The organism is Actinomadura sp. NAK00032, assembly GCF_013364275.1.
GTDB lineage: Bacteria > Actinomycetota > Actinomycetes > Streptosporangiales > Streptosporangiaceae > Spirillospora.
Genome location: NZ_CP054932.1, coordinates 521,685 through 537,925 on the forward strand (window position 1 = coordinate 521,685; position 16,241 = coordinate 537,925).

General features: G+C 70.6%; 19 protein-coding genes. 11 read left to right on the forward strand and 8 right to left on the reverse strand.

Annotation, left to right across the window (positions count from 1 at the left end; all coding sequences use genetic code 11):
- The first annotated feature begins 459 nt into the window (after window positions 1–459).
- From HUT06_RS45515 to HUT06_RS02620, 3 genes are all read left to right on the forward strand, one after another.
- The gene (locus HUT06_RS45515) at window positions 460–729 is read left to right on the forward strand and encodes a DUF6879 family protein (protein WP_368406941.1); all 270 of its coding nucleotides are present in this window, start codon (window positions 460–462) and stop codon (window positions 727–729) included.
- A 240-nt stretch (window positions 730–969) separates the two neighbouring features.
- Window positions 970–2,136 carry a methyltransferase domain-containing protein gene (locus HUT06_RS02615; RefSeq protein WP_176194228.1) on the forward strand — a complete coding sequence of 389 codons (1,167 nt, stop codon included), beginning with the start codon at window positions 970–972 and terminating at the stop codon, window positions 2,134–2,136.
- Between the two features lie 245 nt (window positions 2,137–2,381).
- The gene (locus tag HUT06_RS02620; protein WP_176194229.1) at window positions 2,382–2,813 is read left to right on the forward strand and encodes a DUF3592 domain-containing protein; all 432 of its coding nucleotides are present in this window, start codon (window positions 2,382–2,384) and stop codon (window positions 2,811–2,813) included.
- 303 nt (window positions 2,814–3,116) lie between these two features.
- Here HUT06_RS02620 and HUT06_RS02625 read toward each other — a convergent pair whose 3' ends face one another.
- The 5 genes from HUT06_RS02625 to HUT06_RS02640 form a co-directional block, all read right to left on the reverse strand.
- Entirely contained in the window at window positions 3,117–3,896 is a 780-nt protein-coding gene (locus HUT06_RS02625; protein ID WP_217711156.1) for a protein kinase, read from the reverse strand.
- Window positions 3,897–3,973: 77 nt separating this feature from the next.
- Window positions 3,974–4,156: a DUF397 domain-containing protein gene (locus tag HUT06_RS02630; RefSeq protein ID WP_176194230.1), complete on the reverse strand. Its 183-nt coding sequence runs from the start codon at window positions 4,154–4,156 to the stop codon at window positions 3,974–3,976.
- 74 nt (window positions 4,157–4,230) lie between these two features.
- Window positions 4,231–4,413: a DUF397 domain-containing protein gene (locus tag HUT06_RS02635; protein ID WP_176194231.1), complete on the reverse strand. Its 183-nt coding sequence runs from the start codon at window positions 4,411–4,413 to the stop codon at window positions 4,231–4,233.
- The gene (locus HUT06_RS44300; protein ID WP_368407022.1) at window positions 4,401–4,604 is read right to left on the reverse strand and encodes a Scr1 family TA system antitoxin-like transcriptional regulator; all 204 of its coding nucleotides are present in this window, start codon (window positions 4,602–4,604) and stop codon (window positions 4,401–4,403) included. The genes HUT06_RS02635 and HUT06_RS44300 overlap by 13 nt, the downstream gene beginning before the upstream one ends.
- A gap of 13 nt (window positions 4,605–4,617) precedes the next feature.
- The gene (locus tag HUT06_RS02640) at window positions 4,618–5,217 is read right to left on the reverse strand and encodes a helix-turn-helix transcriptional regulator (RefSeq protein WP_254714940.1); all 600 of its coding nucleotides are present in this window, start codon (window positions 5,215–5,217) and stop codon (window positions 4,618–4,620) included.
- A gap of 157 nt (window positions 5,218–5,374) precedes the next feature.
- Here HUT06_RS02640 and HUT06_RS02645 point away from each other — a divergent pair, with 157 nt between their 5' ends.
- Both HUT06_RS02645 and HUT06_RS02650 read left to right on the forward strand, forming a co-directional pair.
- Window positions 5,375–5,770, forward strand: a complete 396-nt coding sequence (locus HUT06_RS02645; protein ID WP_176194232.1) for an ATP-binding protein — start codon at window positions 5,375–5,377, stop codon at window positions 5,768–5,770.
- 7 nt (window positions 5,771–5,777) lie between these two features.
- On the forward strand, window positions 5,778–5,978 hold the full coding sequence (locus HUT06_RS02650) for a hypothetical protein (protein WP_176194233.1): 201 nt from the start codon (window positions 5,778–5,780) through the stop codon (window positions 5,976–5,978).
- A gap of 7 nt (window positions 5,979–5,985) precedes the next feature.
- Here HUT06_RS02650 and HUT06_RS02655 read toward each other — a convergent pair whose 3' ends face one another.
- Window positions 5,986–7,581, reverse strand: a complete 1,596-nt coding sequence (locus HUT06_RS02655; RefSeq protein ID WP_176194234.1) for a class I adenylate-forming enzyme family protein — start codon at window positions 7,579–7,581, stop codon at window positions 5,986–5,988.
- 97 nt (window positions 7,582–7,678) lie between these two features.
- Here HUT06_RS02655 and HUT06_RS02660 point away from each other — a divergent pair, with 97 nt between their 5' ends.
- The 6 genes from HUT06_RS02660 to HUT06_RS02685 all read left to right on the forward strand — a co-directional run bounded on the left by HUT06_RS02660 (window position 7,679) and on the right by HUT06_RS02685 (window position 13,665).
- Window positions 7,679–8,551 carry a branched-chain amino acid ABC transporter permease gene (locus HUT06_RS02660; protein ID WP_176194235.1) on the forward strand — a complete coding sequence of 291 codons (873 nt, stop codon included), beginning with the start codon at window positions 7,679–7,681 and terminating at the stop codon, window positions 8,549–8,551.
- Complete coding sequence (locus HUT06_RS02665; protein ID WP_176194236.1) at window positions 8,548–9,561, forward strand: branched-chain amino acid ABC transporter permease; 1,014 nt, start codon at window positions 8,548–8,550, stop codon at window positions 9,559–9,561. The genes HUT06_RS02660 and HUT06_RS02665 overlap by 4 nt, the downstream gene beginning before the upstream one ends.
- A complete protein-coding gene (locus HUT06_RS02670; RefSeq protein ID WP_176194237.1) occupies window positions 9,558–10,343 on the forward strand; it encodes an ABC transporter ATP-binding protein in 786 nt (261 codons plus the stop codon). Before HUT06_RS02665 ends, HUT06_RS02670 begins: the two co-directional genes overlap by 4 nt.
- Window positions 10,333–11,154: an ABC transporter ATP-binding protein gene (locus tag HUT06_RS02675; protein ID WP_217711157.1), complete on the forward strand. Its 822-nt coding sequence runs from the start codon at window positions 10,333–10,335 to the stop codon at window positions 11,152–11,154. The genes HUT06_RS02670 and HUT06_RS02675 overlap by 11 nt, the downstream gene beginning before the upstream one ends.
- 73 nt (window positions 11,155–11,227) lie before the next feature.
- Complete coding sequence (locus HUT06_RS02680) at window positions 11,228–12,055, forward strand: FadR/GntR family transcriptional regulator (protein ID WP_217711158.1); 828 nt, start codon at window positions 11,228–11,230, stop codon at window positions 12,053–12,055.
- Window positions 12,056–12,081: 26 nt separating this feature from the next.
- Complete coding sequence (locus HUT06_RS02685; protein WP_302931774.1) at window positions 12,082–13,665, forward strand: family 20 glycosylhydrolase; 1,584 nt, start codon at window positions 12,082–12,084, stop codon at window positions 13,663–13,665.
- Here the strand turns inward: HUT06_RS02685 and HUT06_RS02690 are convergent.
- Together HUT06_RS02690 and HUT06_RS02695 are read right to left on the reverse strand one after the other, a co-directional pair.
- Window positions 13,635–14,477 (reverse strand): ABC transporter ATP-binding protein, encoded by an 843-nt coding sequence (locus HUT06_RS02690; RefSeq protein WP_254714942.1) that lies wholly within the window; start codon window positions 14,475–14,477, stop codon window positions 13,635–13,637. The two genes, HUT06_RS02685 and HUT06_RS02690, sit on opposite strands and share 31 nt — an antisense overlap.
- Window positions 14,478–14,506: 29 nt before the next feature.
- Window positions 14,507–16,219, reverse strand: coding sequence for a dipeptide/oligopeptide/nickel ABC transporter permease/ATP-binding protein (locus HUT06_RS02695; protein WP_254714943.1), 1,713 nt, complete (start codon window positions 16,217–16,219; stop codon window positions 14,507–14,509).
- Window positions 16,220–16,241: the final 22 nt, after the last annotated feature.

A 16,241-nucleotide genomic window follows, 5' to 3' on the forward strand; every position in this document is an offset into this window, starting at 1 on the left:
AGCGAAGAGGCAACGCCCTCACCTGATTTTTGGTCCCGCGCGCCGTCCACGACCGGGGCTGTGGCAGGCAATCACCTTGGCGGTGGCCTCCTCCCGCAATGACGTGACGGTGATGTGGCTCTCCGTGACTGGCAAGGCAGGACGGCATTCCCGGATGCTTGCTCAAGCCCACTGCCGAGGATGAACGTGGAACCCGTGCCGTGTTGGGGCACCCTCGACCAGGGAGTGCGCGTTATGGCGCTGCGTTTCCTCGGCAAGGACCCGGACAGCAAGGACGGCGACTCGCCTTCGCTAGGTATGACGACGATGACGGCAGCGTGGTGGTACAGGGATGGAAGAAAGGCGCCCCGGCGGTGGTCGCCGAACTACTGGAGACCTCCGGCCGGGACCGCATCCCGCCGCACGAGGACGTGGTCCGGATTCCGGGCCGTCTTCCGCCACTGCTCAGGGAGTTGGCGAATGAGCACGATCCCCACGCCCGCTGACCTTCTGGCTTCGGCCCGGGTCAGCGCCGTCCACCTTGAGATGCGGGACGCCTATGCAGTGGACCGGGAGGACGAGGAGTTCAAGGCATGGAAGGCGGGATACCGGGATGACCCCGGCGACCCGGCGTCGTGGTGGAGACCGTGGCTCAGTCTCGTCCAGGAGGTGAACGCGCGAGGTTCGAGTACGCCGCCTTCATGGAGCTCACCGGGTCGGCCGTCACGTGCGCGGCCGCCCGCGAGTTGATCACTAGAGTGCGCGACGCGCTGGCCTGACGGCCGTGCCACACATTGCCACACTCATACCGCCCATGAAGGCCACTGACTTAGCGTAGCGGTCAATGTACAACGCGTGGAGAAGCGGGAGGTTCGAACGGGCTCGCACGAGGACAAGAAAGACAAAGACGGCCAGTGGGAGAAGCCGATACCCCCTGCGGAGAAGGGCGATCCGAAAGGCGGAGGCAAGCACGAGAAAGGTGGCACGTAGGTGGCCGACGCGGCGGAGCTGTCCGCCCGGCTGATCGGCGTACTCGCCGAGGCCGGCGACCTGGGGCCGGAGTGGCGCGGACCGTTCGAGGCGGTCGCCAGGCATCGGTTCGTCCCTGACACGGTGTGGGTCGAGGACGGCGACCTTCTGGTGCCGGTGGACCGAGCGGACGACGAGGCCGCATGGCTGGAGCTGAGCTACGCCAACGAGGCAGTGATCACGCAAGTTGACGACGGCGTCCCGTCCTTGCCGGGGCGGGTCGGCAGGGAGATCACCAGTTCGGCCAGCCGTCCCGACGTCGTCGCGCGGATGCTCGCGGCCCTGGAGGTCGAACCGGGCATGAACGTGCTGGAGATCGGTACGGGCACGGGATGGAACGCCGCGCTCCTGACCGAACGGACCGGAGCCGGCCAGGTGACGTCGGTGGAGGTGGATCCGGCGGTGGCCGACCGTGCCCGCCGCGCCCTGCGGGCAACGGGTCACGAACTCACGGTCGCGGTCGGCGACGGCGAACTGGGCCACCCGGCGTCGGGGCCGTTCGACCGGGTCATCGCAACGGCGGCAGCTCACCGGGTGCCGCACGCTTGGGCGGAACAGACACGTCCGGGCGGTCGGGTCCTGGTGCCATGGACCACTGACTTCCACAACGGCGCGCTGGTGTCCTTCGTGGTGTCACCGGACGCCACCATGCGAGGCCAGATCGTCGGGAACGTGGCGTTCATGCGCTTGCGGGCCCAGCGCGGCAAGCGCGCCTCACTGGACCGGGACGTGGACGAGGCCGCCGAGGCCCGCAGGTCGTCCACGCACACGCACCCGTACTCCGTCCTGGGGGAGTACGACGCGTCCCTGGCGATCGGGCTGAAGGTGCCGCACTGCAAGCTGATCGTCACCCACCACGACGGCGGCGCGTACACGGTGTGGCTGGTCGATCCGTGGTCGGGGTCATGGGCCGGCCTGGACGTCGAGCCGGGTGCGGCGGTGTTCCCAGTCCGGCAGTTCGGCGACCGCGACCTGTGGCAGGAGGTGGAGGACGCCTACCACTGGTGGGACGCCCTCGACCGTCCCACCGCCGACCGCTGGGGCCTGACCGTCACCCCCGCCGACCAGTACGTCTGGCTCGACACCGAAGAACACCGAATCGCCGGTGGTGGGCCTCCCGCCCGATGACCTGCTGCTGGCGGACCTGACCGCGCCGACGTGGCGGGAGGTGTCGGGGGTGCCGCCGCGGTGCGCGCGTCCCGTCCAACGCTGACCCCGGAGCCTTGAACGGTAACCGAACAGCCAGTCACGTAAGGGAGTTCGGTGGGCGCGTCCTATCGTGACCGGCCGTTCCTTCAGGGCCCGCCCCTGATCATGTTGCAAGCTCTTTGAAGCTTATCTCGGCCCTACACCAAGGATGTTTCTCTTATGTGATGAGCGGATCCAGTGAGCCCTCCGCGGCCGTCTTCCTCACTCTGCTGGCCATCGGTGGGTTCTTCATGGCTTTCGGCGTACCAAGCATGCTTCGGAGCAGAGCCCTGCGGCGGACCGGAGCCTCGGCGGTCGGGAAGGTCGTCAATATCCGCAGTCAGGTGACCGACGGCGGGACAACGGTGTACTCCCCGGTTGTGGCTTGGCACACCCCTGACGGCCGTGAATACGAGTACTGCCCCTTGGAGTATTCGAGCTCAAAGAGACGCTTCAGGCTGGGCACTGAGCTGGTGATCCGCTACGATCCGGCCAATCCTGATCACCGGCCGAAGCTGCGGGGCAGCGTCGGAAATGTCCTCGACTGGATCTCCGCGGTGGTCGGTGCCGCAGTCTTCTGCGCGGGGCTGGTCGCCTTGGTGCTGTTCTTGTTGTGACACCGCCGCACCACCATGCGGCCGGGGGCGGCCGGGGGGAGGATCCGGGAGGGGGCGGGCGAGCAGCCCGCACGCCGCGTGACCGCTCCCTAGCCTGGAGCGATGCCAGACAAACCAGGCCACGCCATCGCCGTCTACAAACGGGGTCATCGGTGACCTTCCGGACGCGGTGGTCGAGGAGATCCACCGCGCGCCGGCTCCGCAACGAGCTGGTGGAGATCGAGTACACCTACGCCGAACGGCTGGAGGAAATCCATTTCAGGTGGAGTACCCGGCGCGCCCAACCACTGCGAGCGTGATCGGCTACCGGCGGTGGGCGGACCACGTGCGGGCGGCCGTGGTCATTGCGGCGAGCCAGGTGGCGGTGGGGCGCTGGTCGGCGAGCGTGGCGTACATGGACGCGTTGGCGTCGGCGAACGCGTCGATCGCCGCCGGGTCGGCCCCCTTCCATGCAGGGCAGCCCGACGCCCACCCCTCGGCCTGCTCTGGACTGTGTCCGGACGCGACGAGCTGGAGCACCAGGAGCGCCGGGTCGATGAAGGCGGCGCCGCGTGTAGGCCATGCCCAGTCGACCGCCCATACCCGGTCTGCGATGAGGATGTTCGAGGGATGGATATCGGTGTAAAGCAGGGCGTCGCCGCGGAACAGGCCAGGCCGGTCGGTGTACCGGTCCCAGCGGGTCTCGTGCCAGGCAGTTGCGATGTCGGGCAGCGGGAGAGCACCGATGCGGGTGAGGACGTCCACGACGGCTGGAAGGTCAGACGAGCCGGGCGCGAAGTCGGCGTGGCGGGCGTCAACGGCCGCGAACCCGAGCGCCAGCCATTCCGGGTTCTCGGACTGCCAGTGCACGGCCGGAGAGATCGGGCGGACGTGCTGGTTGATGAGACCTTCCCGGACCAGCGACTCGCGTCGGCCGCCGGGGCGGTTGCGGACCGCCTTGACGAACCAGTCGCCTTTCTCTCCGGTCACCAGGGCGGTGAGGTCCGAGGAGAAGCCGCGCTCGGTCGGCTCGACGCTGACCAGGGCACCGGTGTGCGGGTGCAGTGCCTCGGCGAGTCCATCCGGCGCGGGAAGGTCACTCAACGGGATCTCCTGTCATGCCTTCGGGCCACAAAGAAGCCCCGGACTCTCGAAGAGGCCGGGGCTCCTACGCGATCTGGCTAACGCTTCAGGGACGCCAGGAGGGTATTGAACTCGGCACGCCGCATGACCAGCTTTGGGCCGTCAGGGTCCTTTGAGTCGCGGACGCCCATGCCCTCCGGGAGAGCGGCCAGTTCTACGCACTCGCCCCCGGTAGAAGTCGAGCGAGTGGACTTCCGCCAGACCGCACTGTTCGTTTCCACATCCTTGCCTCCTGATGAAGTTGCCGTGGTCGCCGTTCTCTCGATGGCTCGGGGAGTGCTGATGGCCGGGGGTGTCAGCGCTTCAGGGTCGCGATCAGTACGGCGAACTCTGCATGGTTGACCAGGAGTTTCGGGCCGTCGGGGTTCTTGCTGTCGCGGATGCCGATCGTCCCCGTGAGGTTGGCGACCTCGATGCACTCGCCTCCGTTGCCTCCGCTGTGGCTGGACTTGCGCCACTGGGCGTTCAGATCTTCCATCGTTCTTCCGCCGTTCTGCGAATCAGGTCTCTCGACATGCCCGTGGGGAGCGCCAACGAGCGGATCTCTCGAAGCGCCCGGCGCATTGCTCCCACGTCCTCGCTGTCCTCCATGGTGAAGCCGCGAGCGAAGCATTCGACATAGGCGACTTCCCGAAGGTCCTCAAGCGTCGCGATCGTGAACGAGCCGATGCTACCGAGGTGATCACCCCGGCATGGGGACGACCTGGATGGACAGGTTTGAGCTGGACATCTCGACCAGGTGGTTCAGTTGGTCGTACATGATCTGCGGGTTGCCGACCTCACGCTGAAGGACGGCTTCGTCTATGAGGAACGAGCAACCGGGCGGGGCCGGTTCCACCCGGGAAAGGATGTCTTGCCGCCTCATCCGGGCTTCTACGGCCTCTTCGTCGCCGTACAGCAGGACGTTGGCGTACTCCGGAATCTGAAGCAGGCCATGGACCAGGCCGAGGCTGTAGGAGACCAGCTCCACGGCTGCCTCTTCGATGCTCACCCAGTCGAACCACACTGGGAAGGCCGAGTCTTTCACCAAGTCATCCCACAGGGCGACCAGCTCGCCGTCCGCCTCGAAGACTTTGTCCATGGCTTCGGCGAACTCACGGGTGCAGCGGGTCCGACCGGTCTCGATCGCTCCGATGTACTGCGGGGTGACGCCTTCGCCGTCTCGAGCCCTGCGGGCGAGGCTCTCCTGACTCCAGCCCTTTGCCTCGCGGAATCGGCGGAGCCGGCGACCGAACGGGAGGAGGGCCGGACTTACCTTGGCCCTGTAGCGGCGCGGTGTCATAGCGTCATCGTCCCTCAACCGGGACTCAACCGGCTAGCAAGTCAGGTGAACTCGCGGGTGCAGACTTGTCTTGCTCCACCTGCGCTTTGTTACGCTCCGCGCCTGCCTGGTGGCTGAATGGTGGCCGTTTCAATCCCGGAGAGGTTAGGTCACAGCCATGGCAACAACAGCGCTCGTCCCAGAGGCTCCGTCCACGCTCGTCCTCGATCCAGACAGCGAAGCTCCCGGCCTCGCGCGGAAGTGGCTGGGGGAGCGGTTCGCCGAGTGGGGGATCGCGGACGACTACGTGGGCCGGCTCGTGGTGTGCGAGTTGGTCACCAACAGCTACCTGCACGGGAAAGGGCAGATCGTCGTGCGGGTGTTCCGGGACGGGCGTGACGGCCGTCCCGTCGTGGAGGTGCGGGACGACGGGGACGGGCGGCCGGAGATCCAGCCGGAGAACTACGCCGCCTCCTCCGGACGGGGGCTGCTGCTGGTGGCCGAACTCGTCCACGACTGGGGCGTTCGGCCGCTCGACGAGGGCGGCAAGGTCACGTGGGCCAAGCTTCGCTGAGCAGGCGATGGACGAGCACGTGATGCTGCTGCTGGTTCAGCACCTCTTCCCGGAGTGGACGATCGGGCGAGATGGGGACGGTGTCTGGCGGGCCGCCGGACGTGTCCTCATCTCGGCGACTGAGCTGGACGGGTTGTTGGACGCGCTTGGCGGCGCTGATCCTGATGCTGCTCGGCGTGCCGTTCTGGTGCTGACCGAGTGCGGATGAGCGCTGGTCAGGGGGTTAGGCGGTTGTGGATGTCTTCTCGTAGGGCGCCCTTGGCCACCTTGCCGCCCGAGGAGCGGGGGAGGGCGTCCAGGACGATCAGGTGTTCTGGGTGCCATTCGCGGGAGACGCCTCGGTCGGTGAGGTGGGCGGTCAGGTCTTCCAGGGTCAGCTTTGTGCCTGGGTGTAGTTCGGCGTAGACGCAGACTCGTTCGCCGAAGACTTCGTCCGGCATCGCTACTGCGGCGGCCAGGGCTACTGAGGGGTGGGTGCCCACCTCTTCTTCTACGGCGGCTGCGCTGATGTTCTTGCCGCCTCGGATGATGAGGTCGCTCAGGCGGCCCACGACGCGGAGGTAGCCGTCGGTGTCGATTTCGACTATGTCGGCCATGAGCATCCAGCCGTCGGGCGTGTAGAGCTTCTTGTTGGCCTCTGGGTCGTCGTAGTAGCCGGGGCAGGTCGCGGGGCCCTTGCAGGCTGGCTGGCCAGGGCGGCCGCTGCCGGTGATGTCGGTGCCGTCGGACGGGTCGAAGAGGCGTACCTGCATCTCGGGGATGATGCGGCCGGCGGTGCGGAGGCGGTGTTCGCGGGTGTCGGTCAGGCTCGTGTGGCTCAGGGCGCCCGTTTCGTTCGAGCCGTAGAACTGCAGGACCTTCGCGCCCGTCGTCTCCTCGAACCGGGCCGCGCGGTCGTAGGGGACGGCCTCGCCGCCCGTGAACATGCAGCGCAGCGACGATAGGTCGCGTTCGCGTTCTGCCTGGGCGTTCAGCAGCATGATGAACTGCGTGCTCACGCAGTGCAGGACGGTGACCCGGTGCCGCTCGATCAGGTCGAGCGCGGTGTGCGCGTCGAACTTCTCCATGAGGACGGTCGGGACGCCCAGCGCGGCGGGGGAGAAGTGCGCCGTCCAGAGGCCGAAGCCGAACGGGGATGGGACGGCGCCCATGAACACGTCGGACGGGTTCAGGTCCCCCGCGCGGCGGGCTAGTTCGTGGAAGTAGAACCAGCGGTTCTGCGTGTGGGAGACGCACTTCGGCAGGCCCGTCGTGCCGGACGTCGAGTTGAGGATGGACAGGTCGTCCGGGCCCAGGGCGCGGCCGGTGATGTCGGCGTCGCGGGGGTCCTCCGGGAGGCCGAGGCGGTCGACGACGATGTGCCGGTCGAGGGTGACGCCGTCCGTGCGCAGGCCGTCCACCAGGGCGGCGGACGGCTCGCCGCGGTGGTCGGCGAGCGTGATCAGGGCGTGTGAGCCGGTGCGTTTGAGGAGGTGCCGCAGCTCGCGGAGGCCCGCTCGGGCGCCGACGCCGACCAGGACGAGGCCGGCCTTCTCCGCTGCCACGGCGGCGACGTGCCAGGCGGGGCCGTCGGGCAGGAGGACGGCGACGCGGTCGCCGGGCGGTAGGCCGAGGGCGGCGAGATGGCGGGCGAGGGTTGTCGAGTTCCGGTCGTAGGCCGCCCAGGTGAGGGTCTCGTCCGGGGTCAGGTAGGCGGTGTCGCCGGGGCGCTCGGTGGCGTGGCGGCGGACGTGGTCGGCGACGGTCTCCGTGCCCCACCATCCGGCGCTCCGGTACTCCGCGACGGTCGTCTCGGCGAAAGGACTGGTCACACGTGCCTCCCGGGTTCCGCAAGCTGGCTCGAAGTTAGCATTGTCTTAGCTTTCTTTTAAACATAAGATCCCACAGAAGCAGCTCAGAAGGAGCGGGATGTCTGCGCAACTGTGGGTCTCCGTCGTCCAGATCGGGTGCTTCTTCGGACTGGTGGCCCTCGGCTACTACCTCGTCCTCGAAGGAGCCGACTTCTTCAACTTCGCCCTCGGGCCGTTCGCGATGTTCTCCGGCCTCACGGCGTCCTGGCTGATGGCTGAGCAGGGGTGGCCGCTCGGGGTCGCGGCAGTGCTCGGCATCGCGATCGCCGCCGTGCTCGCGGTCGTCACCGAGATCGCGATCGTCCGGCCGGTCGACGCCCGGTCGAGCGGGGGCGAACTGCCGTCCCTCATCGCGGTGGTCGCGGTCCTGTTCGCGGTCGAGCAGCTCGCCGGCACCCTGTTCGGGCGGCAGCTCATGCCGGGCCGGTCGTGGCTGCCGGGCGTGTCCCTCGACCTCGGCTTCGTCACCGTGGACGGGCAGACGATCGCGCTGGTGGTGTGCACACTCGTCTCGTTCACCGCCGTGTGGGTGTGGACGCGCAAGTCCAAGTACGGCCGCATCCTGCGCGCCGTCGGCAGCAACCGGGAGGCGGCGCGCACCCTCGGGATGCCGGTCGGACGGGTCCGGCTGGTGGCGTTCGCGCTCGCCGGCCTCGTCGTCGGGCTCGCCGGGCAGTTGTTCTCCGCGAAGGCCGGGGTGAGCTTCCAGTCCGGCTTCGGGTGGGCGCTGTCGGGGTTCCTCGCCCTCGTCATCGGCGGGACGGGCTCGGTGTGGGCGCCGCTGGCCGGCGGGCTCTTGCTGGCGCTCGCCCAGACCTTCGTCCCCTACTACCTGGGCAGCGCCTCGCTCGACTACGCGGTCCTGGCGGTGGCCATCCTGTTCTTCGCCCTGCGGCCCAACGGGCTGTTCGTTCGGAAGGTTCGCGTATGAGTGCGGTATCGGTGCAGAAGGGGGCCGCCGGGTCGTTCGGGTGGGTCCGGTCGGCGGAGACGGCGCGCGTCCTCGGCACGCTGGTGCTGACGCTCGGCGTCATCGCCTGGGCGGGCGGCGACCTGTTCCGGCAGGACCTCGCGCTGCTCGGCGCGACGTACGCGCTGCTCGCGCTCGGCATGTACCTGCCGTTCAATCTGGCGGGCGCGCTGTCACTGGCCTACAGCGCCTACGTCGCGATCGGCGGGTACGCGGTCGGGCTCGTCGCCACGAAGACCGGCTGGCCGCTGCCCGTCGCGTACCTGCTCGGCGCCATCGCGTCCGCCGTGCTCGCGGTCGCGCTCGGGTTCGCGACGCGGCGGCTCTCCGGCTTCTACCTCGCGGCCGTGACGCTGCTGTTCGGCATGGCGTTCCAGAGTTTCCTGCTGGACGCCAAGGATCTCACCGGCGGCGCGCTCGGCATCGGCTCCATCCGCCCCCTCACCTTCTTCGGGACGGAACTGGACCGGCGGACGTTCATCGCCCTCACCCTGCTCGTCGTGTGGATCACGGCGGTCGCCGTCGACCGGATCCGCCGGTCCCCGTTCGGCGTCGCGCTGCAGAGCTCGCGGGACGTCCCGGCGGCGGTCGAGGCGGCCGGCATCGGCGTCCCGGCGCTGCGGCTGACCGTGCTCGGCGCGGGCGCGGCGATCGCGTCCGTCGGCGGCGGGCTGTTCACCACCGCCAACCAGACGATCGGGCCGGACACCTTCACCCTGCACCTGGTCATGCTGGCGATCTTCATGCCGCTGCTCGGCGGGCAGGGGTCGGCGTGGGGCGCGGTGCTGGGCGCGGTCCTGGTCGTGGAGCTGACGTTCAACCTGCAGATCTTCGAGCGCTCCGGGTCCCTGATCTTCGGGGTCGCGGTGCTCGCCGTCCTGCTGATCGCGCCGCGCGGCATCCTGGGCTATGCCGGGCAGGGCGCCCGGCTGCTGCGCGGCCTGCTCACGCGTACGGGAGGGACACGATGACCGGCACCTTTCTCCTCGAAGGCAGCGGGCTCGGGAAGAGCTTCGGCGGCGTCCACGCGGTCGACGGGGTGAACCTGCGGCTGTCCGGCGGCGAGGTCCTCGGCCTGATCGGGCCGAACGGCGCCGGGAAGACGACGCTGGTGGACCTGCTCGACGGCGCCCAGCCCGCCGACCGGGGCACGCTCACGATCCGGGGCCGCAAGCTCAGCGGGCCGCCGTCGCGGCGGGCCCGCGCCGGGCTCGCCCGGACGTTCCAGCACCCGCACCTCGCGCACGACCTGACCGTCCGGGAGAACATCCTGCTCGGCGCCGCCGCGCGCAAGCTCGCCGGGGTCGGCGGGCTCATCGCGGGGCTCGCCGCGGGCGCGTTCCGGCCGGCCGGGTCCCGGTTCGAGGGGACGCTGCGGCACGTCGCCGAGTCCCTCGAACTCGGCGACCTGAGCCGCCGCTGCGGCGACCTCACGCTCGGCGAGCAGCGGCTCGTCGAGGTCGCGCGGGCGCTCGCGCAGGACCCGTCGGTGCTGCTGCTGGACGAGCCGTTCGCGGGCGCCGACGCCAACGGCATCGCGGCGATCTCGGCGGCGGTCCGGAAGGTGCGGGCGGCGGGCTGCGGGATCATCCTCGTCGACCACAACGTGGACATCGTCGCGTCCCTGGTCGACCGGATCATGCTGCTGCGCACCGGCACGGTGGTGTTCGACGGCGACCCGGCCGAGTGCCTGGCGAGCCCCGAGATGCAGGACGTCTACTTCGGAACCGGTGGTGAGACCGTTGCCCCATGAACTGACCCTGCACGGTGTTTCGGTGCGGTACGGCGAGTCCGTGGCCGTGTCGGACGCGTCGCTCACCTTCACCGGCGGCGCCGTCACCGGCCTCGTCGGACCGAACGGCGCGGGCAAGTCGAGCCTGCTGCTCGCCGCGTACGGGTCCGTCGCGGCGACCGGACGGGTCACGCTGGACGGGGACGACATCAGCGGGTTGAGCGCCGCCCGGCGCGCCGGCCGCGGGCTGGCGATCGTCCCGCAGGGGCGGCAGATCTTCCCGCGCCTGACCGTCCGGGAGAACCTCCAGGTCATGGCGGACACGCTCGGGTTGAAGGGCGCCGAGGTCGAGACGGCGCTCGACCGGTTCCCGGTGCTGCGGGAGCGCGCCCGCGCGCTCGCCGGGGTGCTGAGCGGCGGCGAGCAGCAGATGCTCGCGGTGTCGCGCGCCCTGATGGGCTCGCCGAAGGCGCTGCTGCTGGACGAGATGTCCACCGGTCTCGCGCCGCTGATCGTGGCCGAGCTGATGGACACCGCCCGGCGGCTCGCCGAGGAGGGCACGGTGGTCGTGGTCGTCGAGCCGTCCATCGGCGCGATCCGCGACCGGCTCGACCGCGGCTACGTGCTGCTGCGCGGACAGGTGACGGGGCCCGTGGAGGGCGGCCGGGAGTTGGACGCCGCCTACCAGCGCGCCATGGGCGTCACGGCCGGGGAGGCGGAGGCGGTCCTCCACGCGGACTCGCGCGCGGGCTCGCCCGCGGACTCGCGCGCGGACTCGCGCGGGGCGTCTCACGCGGACTCGCACGCGGCGTCGCCGCCGGGTGGAAGATGAGACGCGCACGACGGCATCCGCATGACGAAACGCGCCATGCGGACATGACGACATCCGAGAGGACACGGACACGGTGGAGGAGACCGGCACCGGCACCCCGGAGCCGCGCGCGCAGATGCGCCAGCCGCGGGTCGCGGACCTGCTCGCCGACACGCTGCGGGCCCGCATCCTGCGCGGCGAGCTGCCCGACGGCAGCCTGCTGCCCAAGCAGTCGGACCTGCTGGAGGAGTTCGGGGTCAGCAAGCTCGCCGCGCGCGAGGCGCTGCGCATCCTGGAGACCGAGGGGCTGATCACCGTCCGGCGCGGCAACACCGGCGGGTCGGTGGTGCACGCGCCGAAGCGCGACAGCGTCGCCTACATGCTGGCGCTCGTGCTGGAGTCGCGGCAGGCGGCGCTGCCGGACGTCGGGTACGCGCTCCAGCAGATCGAGCCGTTCTGCGCGGCGCTGTGCGCGCAGCGCCCCGACCGGCGGACGGCCGTCGTCCCGGAGCTGCGGCGCGCGCACGAGAGCCTCGTGCACGCCGTCGAGACGGGGGACGAGAAGCGCGCGACGCCCGCGTCCCGCGAGTTCCACGAGGCGATCGTCCGGCTGTGCGGGAACGAGACGCTGTTCGTGGTGGCGGGCGCCCTGGAGACGCTGTGGACGGCGCAGGAGCGCGACTGGTCCGAGCACGCGACCCGCGCCGGGTTCTTCCCCGAGCCCGCGCTGCGCCGCCAGGCCCTGGACGAGCACGCGCAGGCGCTGTCGCTCATCGAGGAGGGCGACGCCGAGGGGGTCGCCCGGCTGCTGCGCGGGCATCTCCAGACGGCGCAGAAGTACCCGATGACGGGCGTCAGCGAGGACCAGCGCGTCCAGGCGACGCTGCTGCGCCCGCTGGTGCAGCCCGCCGAGCACGCGTGAACCCATTACTTACCACGTGGTAGAAAATGAGGGTGAGTGATATCGCCGGTCTCGTGCCCCTGCCCCAGCGAGTGACGCCGGTCGGAGGTGCGGTGCTCCGGCTGGGCGCCGAACCCCGGGTCGTCGTGCCGTCCGAGAGCCTGCGCGGGCTCGGAGAGGTCGTCGTGGACGTGCTCCGCACGCTGCACGGCGCCGAACCCGTCCTCCAGGTCGGTGGAGAGGGCGACCTCAATCTCGTGCTGCTGCGCGACCCGCCGGTCGCCGACGTCACGCGCGTCCAAGGGATCGATCCGCTGGACGAGGGCGATACCGGACGCGAGTTGTACGAACTGGACGTGCGTGAGCGCGGCGCCACCGTGACCGCGTCCTCGGCAGAGGGGTTGTTCAGGGGCGCTACTACGTTCGCGCAGCTGCTCCGGCCGGAGCAGGACGGCGGCGGCTTCGCGGCGTCCGGGACGCGGATAGCGGACGGCCCGGCGTGGGCCTGGCGCGGCCTGTCGCTGGACGTGGTGCGGCGGTTCTTCACCGTGGAGCAGGTCAAGCAGGTCATCGACCTGCTCGCCTTCTACAAGTTCAACGTGCTGCATCTGCACCTGTCCGACAGCCAGGCGTGGCGGCTGCAGATCGAGGCGTGGCCGCGGCTGACCGGCGACCTGCCGCACTACACGCAGGACGACTACCGGGAGATCGTCGCCTACGCGGCGGCCCGGTACGTCACCGTCGTGCCCGAGCTGGACATGCCCGGCCACGTGCTGGCGGCCGTCCGCGCGTATCCGGAGTTGCAGGGGGAGGCGAAGCCGCCGCACAAGTACCTCGCCTACCTCGATCCGCGCGCCGAGGTGGCGTTGCGGTTCGTCCGGGATGTGCTGGGCGAGGTCGCCGCGCTGACCCCCGGCCCGTACCTGCACCTCGGCGGGGACGAGGCGTTCGGCATGCCGGACGACCTGTACGAGCAGTTCGTCGCGCGTGCCCTGGAGATCGCGCGGGCGACGGGCAAGAAGGTCGCGGGCTGGCAGGAGACCGCCCGGTCGGGCGCGCTGACCCCGCGCGACATCGCGCAGGCGTGGATCGGGGCCGGCGACGAGTTCGACCTCGACGTGGCCCGTGCGAAGACCCCGCCCGAGCACCACGCGCTGCTGGAGGTCGTCGCGGAGACGTTCGCGCAGGCGGCGGGCGACGTCCCGAAGGCGGTCGCGGCCGGGACGCCGGTGCTCGCGTCCGCCAGCAGCTTCCTGTACCTCGACCGCCAGTACGCCGACGATTCGGTGGATGCCGCCCAGACCGGGCGCCGGACGGAGGTCGGCCACGACTCCTACCCGCGCCGCACCTGCCGCGAGCTGTTCGACTGGACGCCCGGCACGCTGACCGAGATCCCGGACGGCGCCCGCCTCGCCGGGGTCGAGGCGGCCATCTGGTGCGAGACCGTCAAGGACTTCGACGACCTCACGTTCCTGCTGCTGCCCCGGCTGGCGGGCATCGCGGAAAGGGCGTGGACGCCCGACCGCACCGCCTGGGACGACTACCGGCGGCGCGTCGCCGGCCACGGTGCCGGCTGGGACCGCCTCGGGCTCACCGGCTACTACCGCTCCGCCGACGTGTTCGCGCCATAGGAAGACGTGTTCGCGCCGTAGGAAGACGTGTTCGCGCCGTAGGAAGCGGCGCGCATCAACTTTTGCGTGTAGGAGTGCCGCGGCCGGGACGTCACCTCGGCTGCGGCGCCCGTCTCCACGATCTCGCCCTGGTGGACGACGGCGACCCGGTGGCTCACGACCCGGATCACCGCCAGGTCGTGCGAGATGAACAGGTACGCGACGCCCGTCTGCTCCTGCAACTCCAGGAACAGGTCGAGGACGGTCTTCTGCGTGGTGAGGTCGAGCGCCGACACCGGCTCGTCGCACACGATCAGCTTCGGGCCGATCGCGAGCGCGCGGGCGATCGCCACGCGCTGCCGCTGCCCGCCGGAGAACTCGCGCGGCAGCCGTCCTGCGGCGTCCGCCGGGAGCCGGACGCGGTCCAGCAGCTCGCCGACCCGTCGCCGTGCCTCCGCCCGGGTGCGGCCCTGGGCGAGCAGTGGCTCCGACAGCGTGTCGCCGATGGTCAGCGACGGGTTCAGCGAGGTGTACGGGTCCTGGAAGACGACCTGGATGTCGCGGCTCAGCGCACGCCGGCGCCGCGCCGACGCCCGCTCGATGCGCTCGCCCGCGAACGTGATCGCACCCGACTCCGCCGGGACGAGCCCCAGGATCGCCCGCCCGATCGTCGTCTTGCCCGACCCTGACCCGCCGACCAGCCCGACCGTCTCACCCGGCCGGACGTCCAGCGACACGCCCCGCAGCACCTCGTTGCGCGGCGCCCGCCGCCCCTTCCCGGGAAACGAGACCCGCAGCCCCTCGACCATCAGCAGTTCATCGTCAGCGGTCACGCCTGCCCGCCTTCCACGAGTGTCGGCCTTCACGCCTGCTTGCCTTTCGCGAGTTCTGCGGGGCGCCACGGTGCGCGGGTCGGGGTGTCGTCCAGGACGGCGGCCAGGAGTCGGCGCGTGTAGTCGTCGCGCGGGTCGGTCAGCACCTGCTCGGCGGGGCCCGTCTCTACGAGGCGGCCGTCGTGCATCACGGCGACGCGGTCGCAGATGTCCGCTACGACGCCGAGGTTGTGCGTGACCAGCAGCACGCCGAGGCCGCGCTCCCGCTGGAGGCGGCGCAGCAGCTCCAGCACCTCCGCCTGCACCAGGACGTCCAGCGCGGTCGTCGGCTCGTCCGCGATCAGCAGTTTCGGGTCGCACGAGATCGCCCCCGCGATGAGGACGCGCTGCGCCATCCCGCCGGAGATCTCGTGCGGGTACGCGCCGAACGTCCGCTCCGGGTCGGCGATCTCCACGGTCCGGAGCAGGTCGAGCGCGCGGCGCTTCGCGTCCGCCTTGGAGAGGCCGAGCTTGTACCGCATCGGCTCGACGAGCTGCGCGCCGATCGTGAAGGACGGGTCCAGGTTGCTCATCGGCTCCTGCGGGACGTACGCGATGACGTCGCCGCGCAGCGCCCGGTGCTCGCGCTCGGGGAGGCCGACGACCTCCCGTCCGTCCACGATCACGCTGCCGCCGCTGACGTGCCCGCCCTCGGGGAGGATGCCGAGGATCGAGAACGCCGTCTGCGTCTTGCCGGAGCCGGACTCGCCGACCAGCCCGACGATCTCGCCCTCCCGGACGTCGAGGTCGACACCGTGCACGACCTGCTTGGACGTCCCGTCGGCCAGCCCGTAGGCGACGGCGAGGCCGCGCACCGACAGCAGCGCGGAACCGGCGGTGCCGGTCTCGGGCGGGGGCGCTACGGCGGGGGCGCGGCGGCGGGCCGGGGGAGGTGCGCCGCGGTCTTCCAGCGCGTCCCGCAGTGCCCCCGCCAGCAGCACCAGGGACGCGCTGGTGAGCCCCAGCGCCAGCCCCGGCCACACGATCATCGAGGGCGCGCGCTCCATGTTCTGGAACGCCTCGTTCAGCATCGCGCCCCAGGTCGGGGTGTCGCCGCTGCCGATGCCGAGGAACTCCAGCCCGGCCTGCAGCCCGATCGCGAGCCCGGCGACCAGCGCGGTCTGGATGATGATCGGCGCGCGCACCACGATGAGCACGTGCCGCGCGACGATCCGCGGGTCGGTCAGCCCGGAGACCCGCGCCGCGTCCACGTACAGCTCGTTCCGGACGCCCGCGACGATGCCGCGCACCAGCCGGAAGAAGGACGGCGACACCAGCACGCCGAGGACGATCATCAGCACCCACACCGTGGAGCCGAGGATCGCGCGGGACGCCAGCAGCACCACCATCGCGGGCAGCGCCATCACGAGGTTGACCAGCCAGTTCGCCGCGGCGTCGAACCGTCCGCCCCGGTAGCCCGCCACCAGCCCGGACGGGACGCCGAGCCCGAGCGCGACCAGCAGCGCGATCACCGCGCCGCCGAGGGTGTTGCGGCCGCCGTGCAGCAGCCGCGACAGGACGTCCCGTCCGGCGGAGTCGAAGCCGAGCGGGTGCCCGCCGCCGGGGCCGCCGAACGAGTCGCGCAGGTTCGCGGCGTTCGGGTCCTGCGGGCTGAGCACCGGCGCGAGGACCACCGCGACGACGATGAGCAGCAGCACGGCCGCCGACACCGCGCCCAGCGGGTTCCGCAGCACTCTCCGCACGGCTTGCGGTGCTCTTCGCGGG